17 protein-coding genes and 1 pseudogene are annotated in these 22423 nt (G+C 76.0%); 8 read left to right on the forward strand and 10 right to left on the reverse strand.

Annotation, left to right across the window (positions count from 1 at the left end; all coding sequences use genetic code 11):
* Nucleotides 1-50 precede the first annotated feature (50 nt).
* Nucleotides 51-350 (reverse strand): DUF6412 domain-containing protein, encoded by a 300-nt coding sequence (locus LPU43_RS25245; protein ID WP_306416173.1) that lies wholly within the window; start codon nt 348-350, stop codon nt 51-53.
* Between the two features lie 199 nt (nt 351-549).
* Between LPU43_RS25245 and LPU43_RS25250 the strand changes: the two genes are divergently transcribed.
* The 3 genes from LPU43_RS25250 to LPU43_RS25260 all read left to right on the forward strand — a co-directional run bounded on the left by LPU43_RS25250 (nt 550) and on the right by LPU43_RS25260 (nt 4785).
* Nucleotides 550-1698, forward strand: coding sequence for a carboxylate-amine ligase (locus tag LPU43_RS25250; RefSeq protein ID WP_229403017.1), 1149 nt, complete (start codon nt 550-552; stop codon nt 1696-1698).
* A gap of 150 nt (nt 1699-1848) precedes the next feature.
* Entirely contained in the window at nt 1849-3222 is a 1374-nt protein-coding gene (locus LPU43_RS25255) for an FAD-dependent oxidoreductase (protein WP_229403018.1), read from the forward strand.
* 141 nt (nt 3223-3363) lie between these two features.
* Nucleotides 3364-4785: a WGR domain-containing protein gene (locus LPU43_RS25260; RefSeq protein ID WP_229403019.1), complete on the forward strand. Its 1422-nt coding sequence runs from the start codon at nt 3364-3366 to the stop codon at nt 4783-4785.
* A gap of 210 nt (nt 4786-4995) precedes the next feature.
* On the opposite strand, the gene LPU43_RS25265 is transcribed toward LPU43_RS25260, so the two are convergent.
* Nucleotides 4996-6213: a Cmx/CmrA family chloramphenicol efflux MFS transporter gene (locus LPU43_RS25265; RefSeq protein WP_229403020.1), complete on the reverse strand. Its 1218-nt coding sequence runs from the start codon at nt 6211-6213 to the stop codon at nt 4996-4998.
* A gap of 253 nt (nt 6214-6466) precedes the next feature.
* On the opposite strand from LPU43_RS25265, the gene LPU43_RS25270 reads away from it, so the two are divergent.
* Nucleotides 6467-7339 (forward strand): aminoglycoside phosphotransferase family protein, encoded by an 873-nt coding sequence (locus LPU43_RS25270; RefSeq protein ID WP_229403021.1) that lies wholly within the window; start codon nt 6467-6469, stop codon nt 7337-7339.
* Nucleotides 7340-7526: 187 nt separating this feature from the next.
* On the opposite strand, the gene LPU43_RS25275 is transcribed toward LPU43_RS25270, so the two are convergent.
* Nucleotides 7527-8333 (reverse strand): Fpg/Nei family DNA glycosylase, encoded by an 807-nt coding sequence (locus tag LPU43_RS25275; protein WP_229403022.1) that lies wholly within the window; start codon nt 8331-8333, stop codon nt 7527-7529.
* A gap of 145 nt (nt 8334-8478) precedes the next feature.
* Nucleotides 8479-9213: pseudogene (locus tag LPU43_RS25280) on the reverse strand (class I SAM-dependent methyltransferase); the annotation flags it as partial.
* A gap of 252 nt (nt 9214-9465) precedes the next feature.
* Here LPU43_RS25280 and LPU43_RS25285 point away from each other — a divergent pair.
* The 3 genes from LPU43_RS25285 to rocD all read left to right on the forward strand — a co-directional run bounded on the left by LPU43_RS25285 (nt 9466) and on the right by rocD (nt 12795).
* Nucleotides 9466-10239, forward strand: a complete 774-nt coding sequence (locus tag LPU43_RS25285) for a thrombospondin (RefSeq protein ID WP_229403023.1) — start codon at nt 9466-9468, stop codon at nt 10237-10239.
* A 529-nt stretch (nt 10240-10768) separates the two neighbouring features.
* Complete coding sequence (gene ddaH / locus LPU43_RS25290) at nt 10769-11584, forward strand: dimethylargininase (protein WP_229403083.1); 816 nt, start codon at nt 10769-10771, stop codon at nt 11582-11584.
* A complete protein-coding gene (rocD, locus tag LPU43_RS25295; RefSeq protein ID WP_229403024.1) occupies nt 11581-12795 on the forward strand; it encodes an ornithine--oxo-acid transaminase in 1215 nt (404 codons plus the stop codon). The genes ddaH and rocD overlap by 4 nt, the downstream gene beginning before the upstream one ends.
* Before the next feature lie 68 nt (nt 12796-12863).
* Here the strand turns inward: rocD and LPU43_RS25300 are convergent, their stop codons facing one another.
* Nucleotides 12864-14009, reverse strand: a complete 1146-nt coding sequence (locus LPU43_RS25300) for an FHA domain-containing protein (RefSeq protein WP_229403025.1) — start codon at nt 14007-14009, stop codon at nt 12864-12866.
* Nucleotides 14010-14214: 205 nt separating this feature from the next.
* On the opposite strand from LPU43_RS25300, the gene LPU43_RS25305 reads away from it, so the two are divergent.
* Nucleotides 14215-14985: a hypothetical protein gene (locus LPU43_RS25305; RefSeq protein ID WP_229403026.1), complete on the forward strand. Its 771-nt coding sequence runs from the start codon at nt 14215-14217 to the stop codon at nt 14983-14985.
* Nucleotides 14986-15041: 56 nt separating this feature from the next.
* Here the strand turns inward: LPU43_RS25305 and LPU43_RS25310 are convergent, their stop codons facing one another.
* From LPU43_RS25310 to LPU43_RS25330, 5 genes are all read right to left on the reverse strand, one after another.
* The gene (locus LPU43_RS25310) at nt 15042-16091 is read right to left on the reverse strand and encodes a fatty acid desaturase family protein (protein ID WP_229403027.1); all 1050 of its coding nucleotides are present in this window, start codon (nt 16089-16091) and stop codon (nt 15042-15044) included.
* 212 nt (nt 16092-16303) lie between these two features.
* Nucleotides 16304-20098 (reverse strand): SCO7613 C-terminal domain-containing membrane protein, encoded by a 3795-nt coding sequence (locus tag LPU43_RS28730; RefSeq protein ID WP_373321818.1) that lies wholly within the window; start codon nt 20096-20098, stop codon nt 16304-16306.
* A gap of 47 nt (nt 20099-20145) precedes the next feature.
* Nucleotides 20146-20466 carry a divalent-cation tolerance protein CutA gene (gene cutA / locus LPU43_RS25320; protein ID WP_229403028.1) on the reverse strand — a complete coding sequence of 107 codons (321 nt, stop codon included), beginning with the start codon at nt 20464-20466 and terminating at the stop codon, nt 20146-20148.
* 9 nt (nt 20467-20475) lie between these two features.
* The gene (locus LPU43_RS25325) at nt 20476-21492 is read right to left on the reverse strand and encodes a 1-acyl-sn-glycerol-3-phosphate acyltransferase (RefSeq protein ID WP_229403029.1); all 1017 of its coding nucleotides are present in this window, start codon (nt 21490-21492) and stop codon (nt 20476-20478) included.
* Nucleotides 21492-22325: a patatin-like phospholipase family protein gene (locus LPU43_RS25330; protein ID WP_229403030.1), complete on the reverse strand. Its 834-nt coding sequence runs from the start codon at nt 22323-22325 to the stop codon at nt 21492-21494. The genes LPU43_RS25325 and LPU43_RS25330 overlap by 1 nt, the downstream gene beginning before the upstream one ends.
* Nucleotides 22326-22423 lie beyond the last annotated feature (98 nt).

Raw genomic sequence — 22423 nt, forward strand, 5'->3', positions numbered from 1 at the left:
GCGCCCCGGGTGACCGGCCCCGGCGCAGGGCCGGGCCGGCCCGGGAAGCGCTACCCGGCCGAGGGGCGCGGGCCCGGCGCGCGGGGGCGGGGGCGACCGGCCGCGTCCGGGTCGACCTGCCGGGGCACCCCTCGGCGGCGAGCGCGTTCCCGCAGGCCGACGCCCCGCCCGGCGGACCGGCCCGGCGGGCCGGCGACCGCGCCGGGGCGGCCGGCGAGCAGCACGGTGAGCAGCACGGCGGCGGCCACGGCCGCCCCGGCGAGCAACTCGGCCGGGCGGTCCGCGAGCACCGTCAGGTGGGTGAGCGCGTACGCCCACGTCCCCGTCACCGCCACCAGCAACCCGGCCACGCCAGCGAGCCTAGGCGGCGCTGTCCACTCGCGAGGGAGGGGCATTTCGTCGAGGGGGAACGCCCAGTCCCGCCCGCTCGGAAGGTGAGCGGCGTGGCGGCCGGCGACACACCTCGGAAGGCGTTTCCGCCACCGGACACCCTGGGTAATGGCCGGTCGACGTCGCGGCGCGGGGCCGCGGGCGGCACGGAAACGGACGGTGAGGGCGATGAGCGGTTCAGTGGCGCAGCGGGAACGGGATGCGGCCCCGGGCGGCACCGGCCTGCTGACCGTCGGCGTCGAGGAGGAGTTCCTGCTCGTCGACCCGCACACCGGCGCCGCCGTACCCGCCGTGGACCTGGTGATGGAGCAGGTCCCGGCCGAGCTGCGCGGGCAGGTGGAGCGCGAGTTCCAGACCAGCCAGATCGAGATCGGCAGCCCGCCCGGGCTGGAGCTCTCCTCGATCCGGCACTCCCTCGGGGTGCTGCGCGGGGCGCTGTCCGAGGCCGCCGAGCGCGCCGGCGTACGGCTGCTGGCCATCGGCACCGGCCCGGTCGCCGGCCCCGTCCCCCCGGTGGTCGACAAGCCCCGCTTCGACCGGATGATCGAGCGGTACCGGCTGCTGGTCCCCGGCCCCGGCAACAACGGCATGCACGTGCACGTCGGGGTGCCGGACCCGGAGACCGGCGTGCAGGTGCTCAACCACGTCCGGCCGTGGCTGCCGATCCTGCACGCGGTGACGGTCAACTCCCCGTTCTCCGGCGGCGAGGACACCGGCTACGCGAGCTGGCGCACGATCGAGTGGGAGCGCTGGCCGTCGGTGGCGCCGACGCCGTACCTGGAGTCGCACGAGCACTACGAGCGGCTGATCCGGCAGCTCATCGCCAGCGGCATGATGCTCGACGAGGGGATGCTCTACTGGTACGCCCGGCTGTCGGCGAAGTACCCGACGGTGGAGCTGCGCATCGGCGACGTCTGCCCGTCGGTGGACGACGCGGTGCTGGTCGCCGCCCTGGTCCGGGCCCTGGTGGCCACCGCGATCGCCGACGTCGCCGCCGGCCGGCAGCCGATCCGCACCGACCACCACCTGCTCGTCGGCGCGCACTGGCGGGCCGCCCACGACGGGCTGGAGGGCGACGGCGTGGACGTGACCGACGGCGAGCTGCGCCCCGCGTGGCAACTGCTGGACCGGCTCGTCGAGCGGCTCGGCCCGGAGCTGGAGCGGCACGGCGACCTCGCCGAGGTGACCGACCTGCTCGGCGGCCTGCGCCGGCACGGCACGGGGGCGGCCCGGCAGCGGGCGGTCTTCGCGCGCACCGGCAACCTCGTCGACGTGGTGCAGGACGTGGCGCGGCAGACCCGTGGCTGACCGCGTCGCCGGGCCCGACCCGGCCGGCCCGCCCGGGGCCGGACGCGTCGGCGAACCCGGGCGCGGGCCCGAGCGCGCCGGGACGTCGGCAGGGCGGGCACCCGAGCACATCGAACCGTGGAGCGGGGGCGGCGTGACAGGATGGTCGGCGTGACGCAGCGGCTGATCGTGGTCGGCGGGGACGCCGCCGGAATGGCGGCGGCCTCCCAGGCCCGACGCCGCCGGGGCCGCGCCGACCTGGAGATCGTGGCGTTCGAGCGGGGGCACCACACGTCGTACTCGGCGTGCGGCATCCCGTACTGGATCAGCGGGGCCGTGGAGGACCGGGACGAGCTGATCGCCCGCGACCCCGCCACCTTCCGCTCCGACTTCGACATCGACGTGCGGCTGCGGCACGAGGTCACCGCCATCGACCTGGGCCGCCGCGAGGTGGTCGCCCGCGACCTCGACGGCGGCGGCGAGGTCCGCGAGCGCTTCGACGACCTGGTGTACGCCACCGGCGCGGTGCCGACGAAGCCCGACTGGGCCGAGGACGGGGTGGCCGGCGTCTTCGGCGTGCAGACCCTCGACGACGGCGCGGCCCTGCGCGACTGGCTGGACGCCGACCCCGCGCCCCGGCGCGCGGTGGTGGTCGGCGGCGGCTACATCGGGGTGGAGATGGCCGAGGCGCTGATCCGGCGCGGCCTGTCGGTCACCCTGGTCGAGCAGGCCGACCAGCCGATGTCGACGGTCGACGAGGACATGGCCGCCCTCGTCGCGGAGGCGATGCGGGGCATCGGCATCGACATCCGTACCGGCACGGAGGTGACCGGGCTCGACCAGCGCGACGGCCGGGTGTCCGCCGTGGTCACCGCCGCCGGGCCGATCCCGGCCGACGTCGTGGTCCTGGGCCTGGGGGTACGCCCCAACGTCGCCCTCGCGGAGACGGCCGGCATCCCCCTCGGCCCGTCCGGCGCGATCCGGGTGGACCGGCGGATGCGGGTGCCCGGGGCGCCCGGGGTGTGGGCGGCGGGCGACTGCGCGGAGAGCCTGCACCGGGTCAGCGGGCTGCCGGTGCACATCCCGCTCGGCACCCACGCCAACAAGCAGGGCCGCGTCGCGGGCATCAACCTCGGCGGCGGGTACGCGACGTTCCCCGGCGTGGTCGGCACGGCCGTGACGAAGGTCTGCGAGCTGGAGGTGGGCCGCACCGGGCTGCGGGAGCGGGATGCGGCGGCCAGCGGCTTCGAGTTCGTGTCCGTGGTGGCCGAGTCGACGAACCGGGCCGGGTACTACCCGGGCGCGCGGCCGATGACGGTGAAGCTGATCGCCGAGCGGTCCAGCGGGCGGCTGCTCGGCGCGCAGATCGTCGGCTGGTCGGAGGCGGCCAAGCGGATCGACGCCCTGGCCGTGGCGCTGTGGAACGGCATGACGGTGGACGAGATGACCGGCCTCGACCTCGGCTACGCCCCGCCGTACGCGCCGGTGTGGGACCCGGTGCTGATCGCGGCCCGCAAGGCCGTGGACGCCCTGGACCGCCGGTAAGGAAGGGCACCCTGTTAACGCTTTCTGCATAGGAAGGGCCCCCTCCCAACACGTCGGGTCGATCCTGTCGGGGGGCGCGGTTAGCGTGTGCGCGCTGGTGCGGTGCCGGGTCCCGCGCCCTTCCCCTCGAAAGGCGATCCCATGTCGCAGGAGACGACCTACCTCGAACTGTCCGAAGAGGGCGGTTCGGCGCACAAGTTCTACGAGGTGGTGGTGGACGACACCGCGCTGACCGTGCGCTACGGCCGGATCGGCGACCAGGGCCAGGTGAAGACCACGGCGTACCCGGACAACGCCCGCGCCCGCGCCGCCGCCGCGAAGAAGATCGGGGAGAAGGTCCGCAAGGGGTACGCCCCGGCGACTCCCGGCATCCGCCAGAAGCGACCCGTCTCCCGGCGGGAGATCGTCAGCACCCGCTCGACCGCTCGCACCGCGCCGGTGCTGTGGCGCTACGCCTCCGGCGCGCCCGCGTTCGGCATCTTCGTCGACGGGCAGCACTGCATGGTCGGCAACGAGCACGGGGTGATCACCACCCTCGACCACGACGCCCGCCTGCTCAACCAGGTCCGGCTCCCCGACGGGGTGAAGTGCATCGTCGCCGACGACGCCTGGATCTACGCGGGCTGCGACGACGGCAACGTCTACGACCTCTCGGGCAAGGTGCCCCGCGCGGCGTACGCGATCAGCCCGGACATCGACATCTACTGGCTCGACATCCACGACGGGGTGCTGGGCGTCTCCGACGCCGGCGGCGGGATCGCCGCGATCGACCACGAGGACGAGTTCCTCTGGCGGCGCCCGGGGCGCGGCCGGGCCGCGTGGATGGTCCGCTGCGACGCCGACGCGCTCTACCACGGCCACTCCCAGGGGGTGACCGGCTACGACTGGCGCACCGGGCGGGAGCTGTGGCACACCCGCACCGGCTCGGTGCTCTTCGGCTGGCAGGAGCGCGACGCCGTGTTCGCCGGCACCGCCACCCGCGAGGTGGTGCGGCTGCGCAAGGACGGGCGGGCCGAGCGGACGTACCGCTGCGACGCCCCCGTCTTCTCCTGCGCCACCGCCGAGGACGGCCGGTACGTCTTCGCCGGCGACAACCACTCCTCGATCTACTGCTTCGACGCGGCCGGCAACCGGCTGTGGAAGCTCGGCACCGGCTGCGGCTCGGCGTACTCGATGCAGTACCACGACGAGCGGCTCTACGTGGTCACCACCAGCGGCTACCTGGCCTGCGTCGACGCCAGCGAGCCGGCGATCCGGGCCGCCGAGGCGGGCAGCGTGCCGGAGGTGGTGGACGTCAAGGCCCCGGCCCGGATGCCCGAGCCGGCGGCCTGGACCACGGTGGAGGTCACCACCGACGAGCGGGGCGGCGTGGTGGTGCAGTGCGTCGACGAGGGCGGGCGGCTGCGGGTCCACGTCCTCTCCGACGGCTACCACCGCGACTGGTCGGTGCAGTTCCCCAAGGGCATTCGCGAGCCGGGGGCGCGCTACCTGGTCACCGACGTCCGCGAGGCGGGCCGGGGCGGCTTCTACCGCGCGTACGGCGACATCCGCCGCCTGCGCTGACCGCCAGGCCGACTCGGCCGCCTCCACTGACCGCCAGGCCGGCTCGGGCCGCCTGCGCTGACTGCCAGGCCGGCCCGGTCGGCCACCGCTGACCGCCGGCCGGTTCCTCCGGCCACCGCCCCCGTCCGCTCACGCGGGCGGGGGCGGTGCCGCCCGGTCGGGTCAGGCCTCCGCGTTCGGCCCCGACGCCCCGACGGGGCCTCGCCTGGGTCAGCGGCTCGCCCGGCCGTCCTGGGGTGCGATGACGCGCAGGAGCGGCAGGGCGACGAGCAGCGCGACCGCCACCAGGAAGCCACTGACCCACACCGGGCCGAGGTCACCGGCGTCGGCCCCGAGGGTCGCCGCCGCCACGACGGGGCCGCCGGCAGCGCCGATGTTCAGCGCCGCGGTCGCGTAGGCCCCTCCCATGGTGGGGGCGCCCGCCGCCTCGTAGAGCACCCGGGCGATCAGGGTGCTGCCCAGCGCGAAGGAGAGCATTCCCTGCACGAAGACGAGCGGCAGGAGGGCCACCGGCCGGGCGGCCAGGGTCGCCGACGCCACCCAGCCGAGCAGCAGCAACGGGCCCCCGATCGCGATCACGATGCCGGGACGCCGGTCGGAGAGCCGCCCCGCGAGGGTGACGCCGGAGAAGGCCCCCACGCCGAAGAGCACCAGCACCACCGGGACCCAGAGCTCGCCCAGACCGGCGGTGTCGGTCACGATCGGCGCGAGGAAGGTGAACGTGGCGAAGGTCGCCGCGTTGACCAGGGCACCGAGCAGCATGACCAGGGCCAGCCGGGGCCTGGCGAGCTGGGCGATCTCACCGCGAAGCGGCGAGCGGGCGGCAGTGCCCGCAGCGGGCGCGGTGCCCGCAGTGCCACCAGGGGCCGCAGGGGCCGTTCCGGCAGGGGCCGGGACGCCCCGCACGACGCCGTAGGCGGCCGGAAGGCAGAGCAGCGCGATGGCCCAGAAGGTCGCCCGCCAGCCCAGCAACGCGCCGAGTACCGCGCCACCGGGAACTCCGGCGATGGTGGCCACCGTCGTACCGGAGAGCAGCACCGCCAGCGCACGCCCCTTCCGGTCGGGTGCGACGAGCGCGGCTGCCGTGCTCAGCGCCACGGCCAGGAAGCCCGCGTTGGCCAGGGCGGCGACGACCCGGGTCGCGAGCAGGACGGCGAAACTCGTCGTGAGGGCACCCACGACGTGGGTCACGGCGAAGACCAGCACGAGGCCCAGCAGGGCGGCCCGGGCGGGCCACCGGCGGGCGAGCGCCGCCATCAGCGGCGCGCCGACGACCATTCCGACAGCGAACGCCGAGGTCAGGAGCCCGGCGACCCCGATCGACACGTCCAGGCCGGTGGCGATGTCCGGCACCAGGCCGGCGAGCATGAACTCCGAGGTGCCCATGGCGAAGACCGCCACGGCGAGCAGGTAGAGCGGCAGAGGCATCGAGAACTCCGAGGTGAGAGGAAACGAGGAGACGTCTCGTCACCGCGGCCAGCGCCCGAGGGTGCGCGCGAATGTCCCACGCGGCAGGAAGCCGCAGGGAAGCGGGTCAGGAACTCAGCGGTTCCGGGGGCTGGCGGCGTGACCGGCAGCCCCCGCCGTGGACGCCTCGGGGCTCGACATGGTGCCGATACTACTGTCCACGTTGGGTCACCCGGGCGGGCGCCTCGGCACCGGGCAGGGCGAGGATGGTGCGGTGACCGTGGACATCCCCGAGGGGCTGGGCTGGGTGCGGCGGGTGCCCGCCGGCCGCGAGTGGCTGGCGGCGCTGCCCGGCCTGCTGGCCGGGTGCGCCGAGGAATGGGGGCTGCGGGTGGGGCCGCCCTTCCCGTACGCCTTCGCCTCGCTGGCGCTGCCGGCCGAGCTGCCCGACGGCACCCGCGCGGTGCTGAAGCTCCAGTACCCGGACCCGGACAGCGCGCACGAGGCCACGGCCCTGTCGCGCTGGGCGGGCGAGGGAGCGGTCCGGCTCCTCGCCCACGACGCGGGTCGGCGGGCGCTGCTGGTGGAGCGCTGCGTCCCGGGCACGCCGCTGCACGCCCTGCCGGCGGATCAGGCGCTGGACGTGGTCGTCGGGCTGCTGCCTAGGCTGTGGCTACCGGCCGGCGCGCCGTTCACCCCGCTGGCCGAGGAGGCGGCCGGCTGGCGGGAGCGGATGCCGGCGAGCTGGGAGCGGGCCGGCCGGCCGTACGAGCGGCGACTGCTGGACCTTGCGCTGGACCGGCTCGCCGAGCTGGCCGGCACGCAGGGCGAGCAGGTGCTGGTCAACCAGGACCTGCACGCCGGCAACGTGCTGCGGGCCGCCCGGGAGCCGTGGCTGGTCATCGACCCGAAGCCGCTGGCCGGCGAGCGCGAGTTCGGGGTGGTGGCGATGGTCCGGGGCACCGAGCTGGGCCACTCCCCTGCGGCGGTACGGCACCGGCTGGGCCGGCTCAGCGCCGGGCTGGGGCTGGACGTCGAGCGGGTCCGGGGCTGGGCGATCGGGCAGACCCTCGCCTGGAGCATCGGCGGGGACACGGTCTTCACCCAGAACATCGAGACGGCTCGCTGGCTCGCCGGCCTGGACTAGGGTCTGCGCCGGCCCGGCCCGGCCCGGGGCGAGGCGAGGCGGGGCGGGGCGGGGCGGGGCGGGGCGCAACATCGTGCTCGATCAGGGAACCGGTGGCCTCGTCACGGCTGGGAAGCCACATCTTCCCGGATCGAGCACGATCTCGCGGCGTGGCCGCGCGTCTCCCGCGCCCCGACCCACGCCCGAGCTAGCGCTGGCAGGTGGGGCACCAGTAGAGGTTGCGGCCGGTCAGGGTGCCCCGGCGCACCTCGTCGGCGCAGACGTGGCAGGGCTGGCCGGGGCGGCGGTAGACGTACACCTCGCCGCCGTGCCGGTCCACCCGGGGCGCACGGCCGGTGACCTCCGGCAGGTGGGCGTCGCGGACGGTGTCGATCCGGCCGACCTCGACGGCCCGGGTCATCAGCGCCACCAGGTCGGCCCACAGCTCCCGCCAGCGGGCCGGGGTCAGTTCCCGGCCGGGCAGCAGCGGCGGCAGCCCGGCCCGGAACAGCGCCTCGGTCACGAAGATCAACCCCGTGCCGGCCACCACCGACTGGTCGAGCAGCAGCGCCGCGAGCGGGGTCGGGCTGCGGGAGATCCGGGCGTACGCGCGGTCGGGGTCGGCGTCGGCGCGCAGCGGATCGGGGCCGAGCCGATCGCGCAGCGCCGCCACCTCGGGCGGGGTGAGCAGCTCGCACGCGGTGGGGCCGCGCAGGTCGAGCCAGTGCCGATCGCTGGCCAGCCGCAGCCGTACCTGGCCCACGGGCGGGGGCGGCTCGCCCGGCCCGTCGGTGAACTTCCCGTACAGGCCGAGGTGCACGTGCAGGATCAGCTCGCCCGCGTAGTGGTGCAGCAGGTGCTTGCCGTACGCCTCGGTGTCCTCCAGGACGGTGCCGGAGAGCCGGGCCGCGCCCTCGGCGAAGCGGCCCTGCGGGCTGGCGGCGCGCACCCTGTCGCCGGCGAACAGCTCGGCGTGCCGGGTGGCGAGGCGGTGGATGGTGTGTCCCTCTGGCACGGGGGCCAAGGGTAGCCTCCGGGCTGCCCACCCACCCGACGACGTCAGGAGATCTTGGCGAGAAACGGCCCTCATGGGGGCCGTTTCTCGCCAGGATCTATCGAGGGCCACCCGCGCGGGGAGGCGGGGGCAGGATGGGGCGGTCTCAGGTGACGAGCAGGCGGAGGCCGAGTTCCGCTGCGTCGAGGGTCACGAGGTCACAGTTGCGTTCGGCCCACCGGCCCGAGGCAAGATCCGCACGGAGGCTGCGCACCGCCCGCTGCTCGGCCTCCGGGCCGACCCTGGCCCACACCGACACCGCGCGGCGCACCCGATCGTCCAGGTACGCCTCGGGGCGACGCCAGTACGCCTCGAACAGGCCGTCGGCGCAGTCCCACGGAATCGGCACCGGCTCCACGCGGGCCCCGATCGCGCGGGCCTGCTCGGCCAGCGACGGCCGGCCGACGAAGAGGTCTGTTGTCTCCGGCAGGTAGTCGCGGGTGAGCCAGAACCGGTCGTGCCATCCGGCGGCGCTGGAATCGTGCGTGAACACCACCACACGGCGGGCCACGCGTCGCATCTCGCGCAGCCCGGCGATCGGGTCCGACCAGTGGTGGACGGTGGAGACGGCCATCGCGGCGTCGAACGCCCGGTCGGCGAACGGGAGGCTCTCGGCGCGGGCGGCCACGCACGGTGCTGCGCCCGCCGGCCGTTGCGCCCGCATGAGCGCGGACGGTTCCACTGCGGTGACGTCGCGGTCGGTGGGCTCGTAGGAGCCGGTGCCGGCACCGACGTTCAGCACCGTCCGGGCAGCGCCGAGGGCGGCCCAGATCCTCGCGGCGATGCGGGGCTCCGTGCGCCGCGTCGTGGTGTAGGTGGCGCCGATGGTGTCGTACAACTGCCCGCTGGACATGTCGCCGCCCCCTGACCGCCGCCTCGGGCGGCGCATCGATATATCGGATCGATACATCGGAAAGATAGATTTCCCCCGAGCTGCCCCGCAAGTCCCCCCGCCACCCGAAATTCACTCCGTCGCCGCACGGGCGACGGGGCGTGTCGGCGGCGGGCCGGTTGGGTACCTCATGGGCGTTTACGCGTGGCTGCGGCTGGCGCTTCACCAGGGCCTCCACGCGTCCCTTCAGGAGGTGATGAGGTGAAGATTCCTTCGCTGTCGTCGCGCCGGAGCGAGCCGGCCACGACGACGTACGACAGCAACGGCGACGGCCGGGTCGACGCGCGCGACGGGGCCGTCGCGACCGACACCCGCAGCCGCCCGGCACCGACGCCCGTGGTCGCCGGCCGGGGCGAGGGGCGCACGACGTACCGGGGCAACACCACCGGCGGCGAGCCGACCCTCGACCTCGACCCGGACCGGACCGCCGACCGGCCGCTCCCGGCCGACCGCGCCCCCGGCCGGGCTGCGGGCCACGATCCGACCGCCGACCGGCCGCTGCCGGCCGACCGTGCCCCCGGTTCGGTCGCGGGCCGGGACCGGGCCGCCGTCGAGCCGGCCGACGCGGGCCGGGCCGGTGTGCGGCCGGTGCCCGTGGACCGTGCCGACGGTGAGACACGGCGGGAGCCGGAGCCCGTGCCGGTCGGGCCGAAGCCGCGCGCCAGCCTGCTCGCCACCCTCGGCCTGGTGGTCGCCGTCGCCGGGGCGCTCGCCGTGCTCACCGGCACCCTCGCCGGGTACGGCATCGCGGTCGGCGCGCTCGGCGCGGTGCTGGCCGCGTTCGGGCTGGTCGCCACGCGACGGCGGCACATCGCCGGCAAGACCGACGCCCTGCTCGGCATGGGCTTCGGCGTCGTCGCCGTGGTCCTCGGGGTGCTGGCGATGACCGGCCAGTTCGACTGGCCCACCACCGACGGCGACTGGGTGCAGCGGCTGCGGGAGTGGCTCGACTCGCAGCTTGTCGACCGGTTCTGACCGGCGCTCCGTCGTCGCCGGGCGGGGCCGCCCGGCCTCCCGGCCGGGCGGCCCCGCCCGCCGCACCGTAGTCGTCACCGGATCGACCCGAAGACACTACCGGAGGTGATGACGGACGGTGGTCATGAGATGATTGGGGGACGCCGACAAGGGCGACGACGACGGAAATGGCCCGCCTCACAGTTTGTGGACGTCCCCCGGCGGGCACTTGATCGGCACCGGCGGTTCGCCGGTCGGCACGGCCCGAGCAGCACTGGTGGTTCACCAGCGGGCGCATCCTCTTTTCGGGGGCGGCGATTTCGCCGCCCCCGACGTGCGTCCGGGGCGACATCCGAGGGCGGGCGCGTCTCCCTCCGTCGATGCGCAACGATTCGCCACCGCAGTCCCGCCATACGCAACGATCGGTCGGTCCACGCAAGTTCCACCAGTGGATGTCGTCGGTGTCGGCCGCATACCGTTGAGGCCAGGCGCCAGCCCGCGGGCCGAAGGTGGCCGGGCGCGCCCGACCCCGGGAGCAGCACTCATGACGATGGACGCCACCCGCCAGCGCTTCCTCATGTGCCGGCCGACGTACTTCGCCGTCGACTACGCGATCAACCCGTGGATGGACCCGACCGCCCCCGTCGACGCCGATCTGGCGATCCGCCAGTGGGAGCGGCTGCGCGGCGTCTACCGCGAACTGGGCCACACCGTCGAGGAGATCAGCCCCGTGCCCGGCCTGCCCGACATGGTCTTCGCCGCCAACGGCGGCACCGTGATCGACGGGCGGGCGATGGCCGTGCAGTTCCGCGACCCGCAGCGCGCCGACGAGGCCCCGGCGTACCGGTCCTGGTTCGAGGCCGCCGGCTTCGAGGTGCACGACCCGAAGCACGTCAACGAGGGCGAGGGCGACGTCCTGCTGGCCGGCGACGTGCTGCTGGCCGGCACCGGTTTCCGCACGGCTCACCCGGCGCACGCCGAGCTCCAGGAGGTCTTCGGCTACCCGGTCGTCACCATGCAGCTCGTCGACCCCCGCTTCTACCACCTGGACACCGCGCTCACGGTGCTGGACGAGCACACCGTGGCGTACCTGCCGGAGGCGTTCTCCCCCGGCAGCCGGGCCGTGCTGCGCCGGCTCTTCCCCGACGCGGTCCACGCCACCGAGGCCGACGCCGGGGTGCTGGGGCTCAACGCCGTCAGCGACGGCCGGCACGTCGTGCTGCCCGCGCAGGCCACCGACCTCGCCGCGAAGCTGCGCGACCGGGGCTACGAGACCATCGGCGTCGACCTGTCCGAGCTGCGCAAGGCCAGCGGCGGGCCGAAGTGCTGCACGTTGCGACTCCGTCAGGGAAGGGCGAGCAAGTGATCGAGGACATGGTGCGGACGCCGGACGCCGTCCGGGACGCGGAACAATTCACCGCGCACAACTACCACCCCCTGCCGGTGGTGATCACCGCAGCCGAGGGCGCCTGGCTCACCGACGTGGACGGCCGGCGCTACCTGGACTGCCTCGCCGGCTACTCGGCGCTCAACTTCGGCCACCGGCACCCCCAGCTCGTCGCCGCCGCGCACGCGCAGCTCGACAGGCTGACCCTCACCAGCCGGGCGTTCGTGCACGACCGGTTCGCCGACTTCTGCCGCGAGCTGGCCGAGCTGTGCGGCAAGGACCTGGTCCTGCCGATGAACACCGGCGCCGAGGCGGTGGAGGCCGGCATCAAGGTCGCCCGCAAGTGGGGCTACCAGGTCAAGGGGGTGCCGGCCGGGCGGGCGAACATCGTGGTGGCCGAGGGCAACTTCCACGGCCGTACGACCACAATCGTGAGCTTCTCCACCGACGAGGACGCGCGGGCGGACTTCGGGCCGTACACCCCGGGCTTCACGGTCGTGCCGTACGGCGACCTGGACGCGCTCGCCGCCGCGATCGACGACGACACCGTGGCCGTGCTGCTGGAGCCGATCCAGGGCGAGCAGGGCGTCGTGGTGCCGCCGGAGGGCTACCTGCCGGGCGTGCGCCGGCTCTGCACCGAGCGCAACGTCCTCTTCGTCGCCGACGAGATCCAGTCCGGGCTGGGCCGCACCGGCACCACGTTCGCCTGCGAGCAGGAGGGCGTCGTGCCCGACATGTACCTGCTCGGCAAGGCCCTCGGCGGCGGCATCGTGCCCGTCTCGGCGGTCGCCGCGAACGCCGACGTGCTCGGCGTGCTCAAGCCCGGGCAGCACGGCTCGACCTTCGGCGGCAACCCGCTGGCCTGCGCGGTCGCCACCGAGGTGGTCCGGCTGCTGGCCACCGGCGAGTTCCAGCGCCGCTCGGCCGAGCTGGGCGAGCGGCTGCACGCCGGCCTCCGCGCGCTCGTCGGCAAGGGCCTCGTCGCCGTCCGGGGCCGGGGGCTCTGGGCCGGCCTGGACATCGACCCCGCGCTGATGACCGGCCGGCAGGCGTGCGAGCGGCTGATGGAGCGGGGCGTCCTGGCCAAGGACACCCACGGCTCCACGATCCGGCTGGCCCCGCCGCTGGTGATCACCGCCGAGGAGATCGACCACGCGGTGGCCCAGCTCGCCGCCGTGCTGGCCGGCTGAACCCCCGCACGAAGTCGGCGGGCGTCGGGACCACGGTCCCGGCGCCCGCCGTCGCTTCGCCGCCCGCCTCAGGGCTTGGGCAGGCGCATCGCCATCGTGGGGGCCTCGGCCATCACCGAGGTGGGGGTGAACGGGGCGCCCGCCGGCAGCTCGTCGGCGCGGCCGATCTGCACCCCCGGGTACAGCTCGACCATGTCGTTGGTGGAGAGCACCCGGGACTGCTGCGGGGCCAGCGGGACGCGGTCCGGCTCGGCCATCGAGCCGCCCGGCCGGATGCCCGAGCCGTTGGTGCTGACGTCGGTGACGATCACCTCGCCGACGCGCAGCTCGAACCGGACGTGGCTGCGGCTGATCCAGCGCCGCGCCTCGTCGTTGAGCCACTGGCCGAGCACGATGCCGCCCTGCTGGTCCGGCGCGCGGCCGACCAGCACCGCCTGCCCCTCGGTGAGCACGAACCGGCGACGGATCAGCCCGCCGACGCGCACCGCCAGCACCTCCGTACGCGGTCGGGGCCCGGCGTCGCTCAGGCGCGCGCCGTGCCGGGGGCAGGTCGGCGCGCCGTGGCGCAGGGCGGGCGGGGGCTGCCCGGCCGGGGACCGCTCCGCCCGCAGGTCGGCGAACGCGCCGCCCCCGCCGCCGCCGAACAAGGCGCAGCCCGGCTCGGGGCAACGCCACTGCCGGGCGAGCAGCTTCGCGCCGGTGGCCGAGCGGGCACCGGCGACCGGCACGTTCCCGCCGCCGACGTGGGCGATGAAGACCGGGCCGCCCGCACCGGGCACCGGGGCGAGCACGCGGCCCGGCTGCTCGACCACCCACGGGAACCGGCCGCGCAGCCCGTCGAAGCGGGCGCGGCTGAGCACCGGCAGCCCGAGCAGGTCGGCGACCTCCAGCATCCGGTCGCCCGGGTTGTCGAGCACCTCCACCAGGCCGTCGTCGGCCCAGCGCCGGACCACCATCCGCTCGTTAGAGGTGAGGTCGGCGTCGGAGAGCAGGGCCCGGTGCACGATCGCGTAGACCGGGACGCTGTCCTCCTCCAGGTCGCGGGCGAGCGCGTCGATCACCATGCCGAGCCGGAGCAGGTTCGCCGGCCGGCCGCTGTCCAGGTCCTGGTAGCGGATCACCTCGGCCAGGTCGAGTACGGCCCGCGCCAGCGACGGGTCGGTGCACACCCGCCCCTCAATGGCGTCGAGCACCTTGCTGATCTCGAATCTCATCGGGCACTCCGGAGGACGTCCATGGCTCGACCCTACCGGCAGGGGCTTCGGGGCGACTCTCCCACCACCGCCCACCAGGGCGTACGTCCCCGGCCGGCGGTGCTCCGGGCGGCTGCTGGCCCGCTGCCGATACGCTGGCCCGCGGCCCGGCCGGGCCGGCCGCACCATCGCCGCCCGGCCCAACCTTCACGAGGAGTCATCCACCATGAACACTCGACGGCTGGCGACCACGGGGGTCGCGCTCGTCGCCGCGCTCGCGCTCGGCCTCACCGGCTGCGGCAGCAAGGACGACGCGGACGCCCCAGCCGCCAACGGCAGCGCCGGCGCGAGCGCGGCGGCCGCCACCAGCGCCCCGGCCGATCCGCGCGCCGAGCTGACCGCCGCTGCGCTGAAGCTCAACGAGAACAGCGTCCGGGTCGACATGAAGTCCTCCGTCATCAACGGCAGCGGCCTCATGGACCCGAAGACGAAGAACGCCGACATGACGCTGGACCTGGGCGCGCAGGGCGGCAAGGTGCGGGTGGTCACCATCGGCGACGACGCCTGGCTCAAGGTCAGCGGCATCTCCGACAAGTGGCTGCACATGGACGCCACCAAGCTCGGCGCGAACGGCCAGATGAACCTGATGCCCGACGGCGACCCGGGCGGCGCGAAGAAGATGATCGAGGGCGTCGTCGAGGTGCAGAAGACCGGCGAGCGGGCGTTCTCCGGCACGCTCGACTACACCAAGGCCAACCCGAACGACAAGGACATCAAGGCGCTCGGCGCGAAGGCGAAGGCCGTGCCGTTCACCGCGAAGACCGACACCGAGGGGCGGCTCGTCGAGCTGGTCGTCGACACCAGCGTGCTGCACCCGTCGCTGGGCACGATGACCACCACGTACTCCGACTTCGGGGCCACCGTGTCGCCGGAGAAGCCGGCGGCCAGCGAGACCAAGGAGGCACCGGAGTCGCTGGTCAAGTCGTTCGGCGGCTGACCTGCGCGCGACGTCGGGGCGGCACCGGTCGGTGCCGCCCCGACGCGTCTGCGGGCTCAGCCCCGCAGCGGGCGCCCCACCTCGTGCAGGTGGGCGAGCGCCTGCCGGTACGACTCGACCAGCCCCGTCTCCGCGTACGGCAGGTCCAGCTCGGCGCAGTACGCCCGCACCAGGGGCCGGGCCCGGCGCAGGTTGCCCCGGGGCATGTTCGGGAACAGGTGGTGCTCGATCTGGTAGTTCAGCCCGCCGAGCGCGACGTCGACGAACCGGCCGCCCCGCACGTTGCGTGCGGTGAGCACCTGCTTACGCAGGAAGTCGAGGTCGTCGTCGGCCGTCGGCATCGGCATGCCCTTGTGGTTCGGGGCGAACGCGCATCCCATGTAGAGCCCCCACAGGCCCTGGTGGACGGCGATGAAGGCGAGCGCCTTCCCCGGCGACATCGCCGCGAACAGCAGGCCGAGGTAGCCGACGGCGTGCGCCGCGAGCAGCAGCCCCTCGACCGCCCGGTGCCGCATCGGCGTCGCGTGCCGGCCGTCCGGGCCCCGGGCGACCAGCGCCCGCACGCTCGCCACGTGCAGGGCGAGCCCCTCCAGGAGCAGCATCGGGAAGAACAGCCACGCTTGCCGGCGGGCCAGCCGCCGGCCGAACCCCCGGGTCGCGTCGGCCTGCTCGTACGTCCAGACCAGCGCCCCGGCCCCGACGTCCGGGTCCTCGCCCTCGTGGTTGGGGTTGGCGTGGTGGCGGTTGTGCTTGTCGACCCACCAGCCGTAGCTGAGCCCGACCGCCAGGTTTCCCGCGAGCAGCCCGGCCACCTCGCTGGGGCCCCGGCGGCGGAACATCTGCCGGTGCCCGGCGTCGTGCCCGAGGAACGCCACCTGGGTGGTGGCCACCGCCAGCACGACCGCCACCGCGAGCTGCCACCACGAGTCGCCGACCAGCAGCACCGCCACCCAGCCGGCGACGAAGGCGGCCACGGTCAGCGCGATCCGGGCCACGTACCCGCCAGGCCGACGCTCCAGCAGGCCCGCCCGGCTGATCCGCCGGGACAACTCCGCGTAGTCGCTGCCCCGCCTCACCGGCCGGTCCACTGTCGCTGCACGCACCATCTGGACTCCCGCGTCTCCGCACCGGGTCACGCCGAACGCGTGCCCTACCGTCAATTCTGCGGGCAAACGGTTGCGGAGGGTAACCCGCAGCCCCCCGTCTCCTGGGTAGGGCGCGCCCTACCCCGGCCCGCCCGGGGCTCCCGCCGGACCCGCCTCCTTCATCCCGTATGGTCCCGCCCACCCGCGCCTGCCCGCACGGCGCCCCGGCGGGTTCACCCCATCCGGCCAACCGCCGCCCGGAGCCGGACCAGGTCGCGACGGCGACGCTCGTAGGTCGCGGCCAGCCCGATCAGGGCCAGACCGCCGACGGCCAGGAAGATCCAGCGGGGCAGCAGGTCCCAGCTCCGGGCCAGCTCGTGCAGCGCCAGCAGGGCCAGGGTGACCCCGCCGAGCAGCACCGGGGCCTGCCATCGGCGGGCCGCCCCGGCCAGCACCACGACCAGCGCGCCGGCCCCGAGAAGGAGCCGCCGCCAGGGCTGCGGGTCGGGCGCGAACAGCACCGACGCCAGGCCGGGCAGCAGCGCGGCGGCCAGCCCCGGCCCGAGCGCCAACCAACTGTTCAGGCCCGGCCGGGTGCGCAGGGCCACCGCCCCGGCCGCCAGGGCGAGCCCCGCCGCCGGCAGGGTGTACGCCTCCAGCAGCACCACCCCACCCGCGCCCAGCAGCAGCCAGGTGCCGAGCAGCTCGCTGCCCCCGGCGATGCCCGCGAACGCCCACCGGCGGCCCACCGGCTCGCCCCGACGCAGCAGCCGCAGCCCCACGGCGGCCCCCCAGAGCGCGCAGGCGGCGGCGGCACGCCGGGGCGACCCGGCGGCCAGCAGCACCGCGAGCACGGCGACGGCCTGGGCGGCGGCGTCCAGCACCGGCGCCCGGCTCGGCCCGTCGACCGGCGGCAGGGCGATGCCCGACGCCCGCGAACCGGGTGTCGCGCGGTTGCCGTGGCCGGACGCCCCGGGCAGGCCGAAAGCTGGCGATGACGCGGCCGCCGCCTCGGCCGGCGGCCGGCCGTCGGGCAGGGCGGCGGCGGCCAGCGTCAGCACGGCGACCGCCAGCACGGTGAGGGAGGCCGAGCGCAGCGGCAGCCCCGCCGCCAGCGTCGCGGTGATCGCGAAGCCGGTCGCCGACGCGACCGCCACCAGGGCGGCGGGCGGCCGGACCGCCCCCGGCCGACCGGCGACCGCGACCACCACCGCGACCACCACCAGCGCGCCGAGGGCGGCGAGGGTCGCGGCGCGGGTAGCGAGCAGCCCGGCCAGGCCGGACGCGGTGGCCACCAGCCCCACCGGCGCGGTGACCGCCACGAGCGACGGCGACCGGGGACCGGCCAGGCCGGCGGCGAGCAGAGCGACCAGCCCGACGAGCAGGAGCGCCCCCGGCACCACCGGCCACGGCGCGCCGGCCGCGGCGAGCAGCACCGGCACCGCCACGGCGGCGAACGGCAGCGCCGGCAGCAGGCCGGACAGCGCCGCGCCGCCCCGGGACGCCCCGGGCCGCTGCCCACCGGGCACCCCCGCCCAGGGCACTGCCGCGCCGGCCGTCGCCGCACCACGCGTTCCCGCACCGGGCGTCCGGCCGGCCAGCGCGGCGGCCACGGCCAGCAGGAGCAGGGCCGCGCCGGCCGGGGCGGCTCCCCGGACCGGCCCACCCGTGGGCGCGCCGGACCAGAACGGCGCCACCTCGCCGTACGGGGCGAGCAGAACCGTCACGACCGCCGGGGCGGCGGCCAGCAGCGCCACGGCGAGCAGCCCGAGGCCGGCGACTCGGGGCGCACCCGTCGGGCGGAGCCCCGGGCCGGCGAGCACGGTCGGCAGCACCGCCAGCGCGGCGTAGAGCGCCACCGGCTCGTCGGCCGGTACGACCAGCGGCGCCAGCCCGGCCAGCGCGGACGCGACGGCGAGGGCGACCGAGGCGTACCCGGTGAGGGCCGGCCACCGGCGGCGGACGGCGAGCAGCGCGACCAGCGGCAGCCCCACGGCGGCCAGCGCGGCCCGCGCCTGCCACCAGGGTGCCGCCCCGGCCGCGAAGAACGCGACGGCGACCCCGGCCGGGGCGGCCAGCAGCCCGGCGGCCAGGGCGACCCCGGCGACGCCCCGCCGCACGCCGGTGGCCCGCCGGCCCCGGGCCGCCACCACCAGCCCGATCACCAGGACCGCGCCGAGCAGGGCGGCCTCACCGGCCGGGGTGGCCAGGCCGACCAGGAGCGCGTGCCCGACCAGCGCCCCACCGGCGACCGCCGACGCCAGCGCCTGCCACCAGGGGCGGGCCTGGGCGACGGCGAACAGCAGCAGCCCCGCGCCGACGACCACGTCGGCGGCCGGCACCGCCGGCCAGGGCACCGGCCCGACGCCGCCGAGGGCGAGGGTGGCGAACCCGGCCGCGACCGTGCCGGCCACCGGCCGGACCACCCGGGGCAGCAGCGCCACGAGCGCCACGGCCGCCAGCGCGACGGCGGCCGGGACCTGCCACCCCCACGGCAGGTCCGGGCCCACGGCGACACCCCGCCAGGGCGGCAACGCCCGCCCCACCGCGACCGCGCCGAGCAGCACGGCGAGCAGACCGGCGAGCAGCGCGGCCCCGGCGGCCACGACCAGGGCCCCGACGCGCGGCCCGACACCGACCCGGCGGGGCAGCGCCCGGACCGCCCCGGCCAGCGCCACGGCGATCAGCGCCGTCGCCACCGTCACCAACCCCGCGCGCAGCTCCGCCACCGGCCGGAACAGCGCGAGGCCGAGCACCGGCACCAGCGCCCCGGCCGCGACCGCCCGGAACGCCCGACCGCCCGCGACCAGCGCCGCGCCGAGCAGCGCCAGGGCCACCAGCAGCAGCGGCGCGCCGGCCAGCAGCGCGGAGCCCGCCGCCCGGCCCAGGGCGAGCGGCACCAGGGCACACCCCGCCGCGCCGAGCAGCGCGGCACCGTGCCCGGTCCAGGCCAGCACCCGGCCGGCGACGAGGGCCGACCCCCCGGCGGCCCCCGCCCCGCCCGACGGAAGGGGCGGAGGCGTGGCCGGCGGGTGCGACGGCGTGGCCGGCGGGTGCGACGGCGTGGCCGGCGCGGCTAGTGCCTGTTCCCGGGCCGGGGCGCGACCGCGCAGGGCGGCGACGACGGCCAGGTCCAGCAGCGCCGCCCCGACGAGGACCACCGCCCAGCCGGCCGCCGACGGGTGCGTCGGGGCCGCCAGCAGCGGCAGCACCGGCTGCGCGACGAGCAGCGCCGCGAACCACGGCACCGTCAGCCGGGTCAGCCGGGCGTAGCCGGCCGCCAGCGCCGCGCTGGCCCCCCCGACCAGCGCGGCGTAGCGGGCCCCCGGCCAGCCGGCCACGCCGAACAGGTCCACCGACCAGGCGGCGTACCCGTCGAGCACCACCAGCAGCAGCCCCACCGCGGCGAACGTCTCCGCCGTGCCGCGCAGCCCGCGCCGCGCCACCAGCGGCGGGACGGCCAGGACCAGCGCGGTGACGGCCAGCAGGATCAGCGCCCGGCCGACGACCCCCACCGCGGCCCAGGCCACCGCCGTGAAGACCACCGCCGCCGTGCCGAGCAGCAGGCCGCCGAGCACGAAGAGCAGCCCCTGCACGGTCCGGGTGGAGGTCTCCGCCCCGCCGACGGTCGCAGCGGCGACCGGCACCGGCCGCCCGGCCGGCGAGGCCGGTGCCGGGGCCGGGAGGGCAGAGGCCAGGGCCGGATTCACGGACGTCGGAACACCCCGGGTCGGGGACGCCGGGACGCCCGGGGTCGGGGCTGCCGGGCGCGGGGCGGCGAGCGGGGTCGCCGCCCGTACCCGGGCCGCCAGCTCCGACCGCCGCACCTGCGCGGACCGGACCGCGCCGGTCAGTTCGAGGTACGCCCGGCGGGCCTGCTCCGCCCGCCCGGTGAGCGCGACGATCTCCCGGTCGAGCCGGATCACCTCGGCTGCGATCGGGTCGGGCACCCGGCCGCAGCGTCGGCAGCTGGCGCTCAGGTCGGCGGGCGCGCCGCACCGTGGGCAGGGGTAGCCGCTGGAGTCCACCCGGTCATCGTGGTAGCCGTGATCGGCACCGCCCAGAGTGCGCGTACTCAGGGTCGGGTCTGCTCGTGCACCCAGGCCGCGTAGTCGGGGTTGCCGCTCTCCACCCGGGTCACCAGGATCTCCGGCACCTCGTACGGATGACTGAGCCGGATGTGTTCGACCAGTGCCGCCACCCGGTCCGGCGCGGTCTTGAACAGCATCGACCACTCGGTGCTCGTCTCCACCGCGGACCGCCACCAGTAGGTGCTGTCCACCTGGCCGCCCACCTGCGCGCAGGCCGCCAGGCGGCCGGCCACGGCGGCGGCTGCGAGGAGGTCCGCGACCGAACGGCTGTCCACCACCGTCGTCACCACGCTGATCTGCTCCACCAGCGCAATCTACGCGGCCGTGTCCCGATTCGCCGCGATCCACTCGTCGATCCGCGCCCACCAGTCGAAGAGCCAGTCGATGCGCTCCTGCCGGCCGGCGGGGATCTCCTCCGGCGGCACGGACCAGAACCGCATCACGATCCGCTTGTCCATCGGCAGCTCCCGCCAGACGTCGGCGACGGTGAGCATCCGGTCCAGCCCGGTGTGCGCCACGAAGATCACCCCGGCGTCCGGGGCGGCGTCCAGGGCGGCGAGCAGCCCGCCGGGCTGCGGGGCGAGGACGTGCCGCATCCGTTCCGCCCGCAGCGCCATCCGCTCCAGCCCGAGCCCGCGCAGCCGGTCGATGGCCCGCAACCGGCGGTGCGGGGTGAAGTTGCCGCCCTCCGGGAAGATCACGAAGGCGTCGTTGTCGTCCAGGCCGGTGGCGAGGTGGCCGATCTGCTCGGTGACCGAGCCGTTCCGGTCCCCGGCCGGGGCCAGGAACCGGTTCGGCAGCCGGTTGAGCAGCACATCGATCGCCGGGTCCCACTGGAGGCTGTCCTTCAGCACGATCCGGGGCTCCCGGTGGAACCAGTTGACCAGCGCGTGGATGAGGATGAACGAGTCGCCGGGACCGGCGTGCCGGCAGAGCACCAGCTCCGGGCGGCCCGGCAGCGCCGTGTCGGGGTCGGTGCCGACCACGTCGATGTTCAGCCGCAGCGCCCAGCGGGCGTGCCAGAACAGCACCCGCAGGAAGCGCCCGGCGAGCACGTAGTGCGCCCGCTGGAAGGCCGGCCGCCCCTTCCACACCCCGAAGCCCGAGGCCACCCAGAGCGCGAAGAGGGCGAGCAGGGCCGCCGCGTCCCAGACCAGGTAGACGCAGCCGATCCAGAGCAGCCGCAGCGGGCGGAGCCGCCCCGGGACCAGCGGGGACAGCGCCAGCCCGGCGAACGCCCAGATCGGCAGGGTGGTCACCAGGGTCACCGCGAGCAGCACCACGCCGGGCGCCAGCAGCAGCCGGCGGACCCATCGCGGTGGCAGCGGCATCAGGGCTCCAGGTGGGTGGCGAGGTAGCGGCGGGAGGCGGTGTACGCGCGGCTGATCCGCCGCCCCACGGCGGCCATGTCCCGGTACGCCCACGGGCTGTCCTCGCGCGGGCCCGGCCCGCCGGTCGGCAGCACGTGCACCTCCACGCCCTCGGGCAGCGCCGCCATCTCCCGGGCGAAGCGGTGCCGGCGGGCGATCTCGAACGCGACCTGGGCGATCTCCCAGGGCCGGCGGGGCGGCGTCAGCTCCCGCTCGATCCGCCCGACCTGGAGCACGAAGACCCGCCGCGCCCCGGCGGCGACGGCCTCCCCGATGGGGATGGAGTTGACGATCCCCCCGTCGATGTAGTGCTGCCCGTCGATCTCGGTGGGTGGCAGCAGCCCCGGCACCGAGGCGGACGCGAGCACGGCCGGCACCAGCGGGCCGCTGTCGAACCAGTGCTCGGCGGCCCGCTCGATGTTCGCCGCGCAGCAGCGGAACGGCACCTTCAGGTCGGCGAAGGTGGTCCCCTCCCCCAGCTCGGCCTCCAGCAGCCGGCGCAGCGGCCGGGGCGAGTGCAGGTGGGTGCGGGCGGCGAAGCGGCGCAACTGCCGGGCCACCGAGTCGCCGTACACCTCGCTGGCCTCGGGGGAGGCCCAGAGCCGGACCAGCCGGTCGGTCACCGCCTCGGACGGGTCGGCGGCGACCAGCGCGCCGTTGACCGCGCCGATCGAGGTGCCGAGCACCAGGTCGGGCCGGAGGCCCACGCGGAACAGGGCGCGCAGCATGCCCACCTCGACCGCCCCGAGGACTCCCCCACCGCCGAGCACGAACGCCACCGGACCGCTGACCATCCGTCCATCCTGGCACGCGCCGTCACGCCGGCCGGCTGCCGGCCGAGCCGGGGCCGCCGAAACAGCGCGTGGGCGGGGCCGGACGGGGCGTTGACACG

The sequence above is a fragment of the Micromonospora okii genome (genome assembly GCF_020884795.1).
Classification (GTDB): domain Bacteria; phylum Actinomycetota; class Actinomycetes; order Mycobacteriales; family Micromonosporaceae; genus Micromonospora; species Micromonospora okii.

Coding starts and splice junctions, on each gene's coding strand:
- LPU43_RS25260 (WP_229403019.1), top strand. CDS start 3,364: ATGTCGCAGGAGACGACCTACCTCGAACTGTCCGAAGAGGGCGGTTCG.
- LPU43_RS25265 (WP_229403020.1), bottom strand. CDS start 6,213: ATGCCTCTGCCGCTCTACCTGCTCGCCGTGGCGGTCTTCGCCATGGGC.
- ddaH (WP_229403083.1), top strand. CDS start 10,769: ATGGACGCCACCCGCCAGCGCTTCCTCATGTGCCGGCCGACGTACTTC.
- LPU43_RS25300 (WP_229403025.1), bottom strand. CDS start 14,009: ATGAGATTCGAGATCAGCAAGGTGCTCGACGCCATTGAGGGGCGGGTG.
- LPU43_RS25305 (WP_229403026.1), top strand. CDS start 14,215: ATGAACACTCGACGGCTGGCGACCACGGGGGTCGCGCTCGTCGCCGCG.
- LPU43_RS25310 (WP_229403027.1), bottom strand. CDS start 16,091: ATGGTGCGTGCAGCGACAGTGGACCGGCCGGTGAGGCGGGGCAGCGAC.
- LPU43_RS25325 (WP_229403029.1), bottom strand. CDS start 21,492: ATGCCGCTGCCACCGCGATGGGTCCGCCGGCTGCTGCTGGCGCCCGGC.
- LPU43_RS25330 (WP_229403030.1), bottom strand. CDS start 22,325: ATGGTCAGCGGTCCGGTGGCGTTCGTGCTCGGCGGTGGGGGAGTCCTC.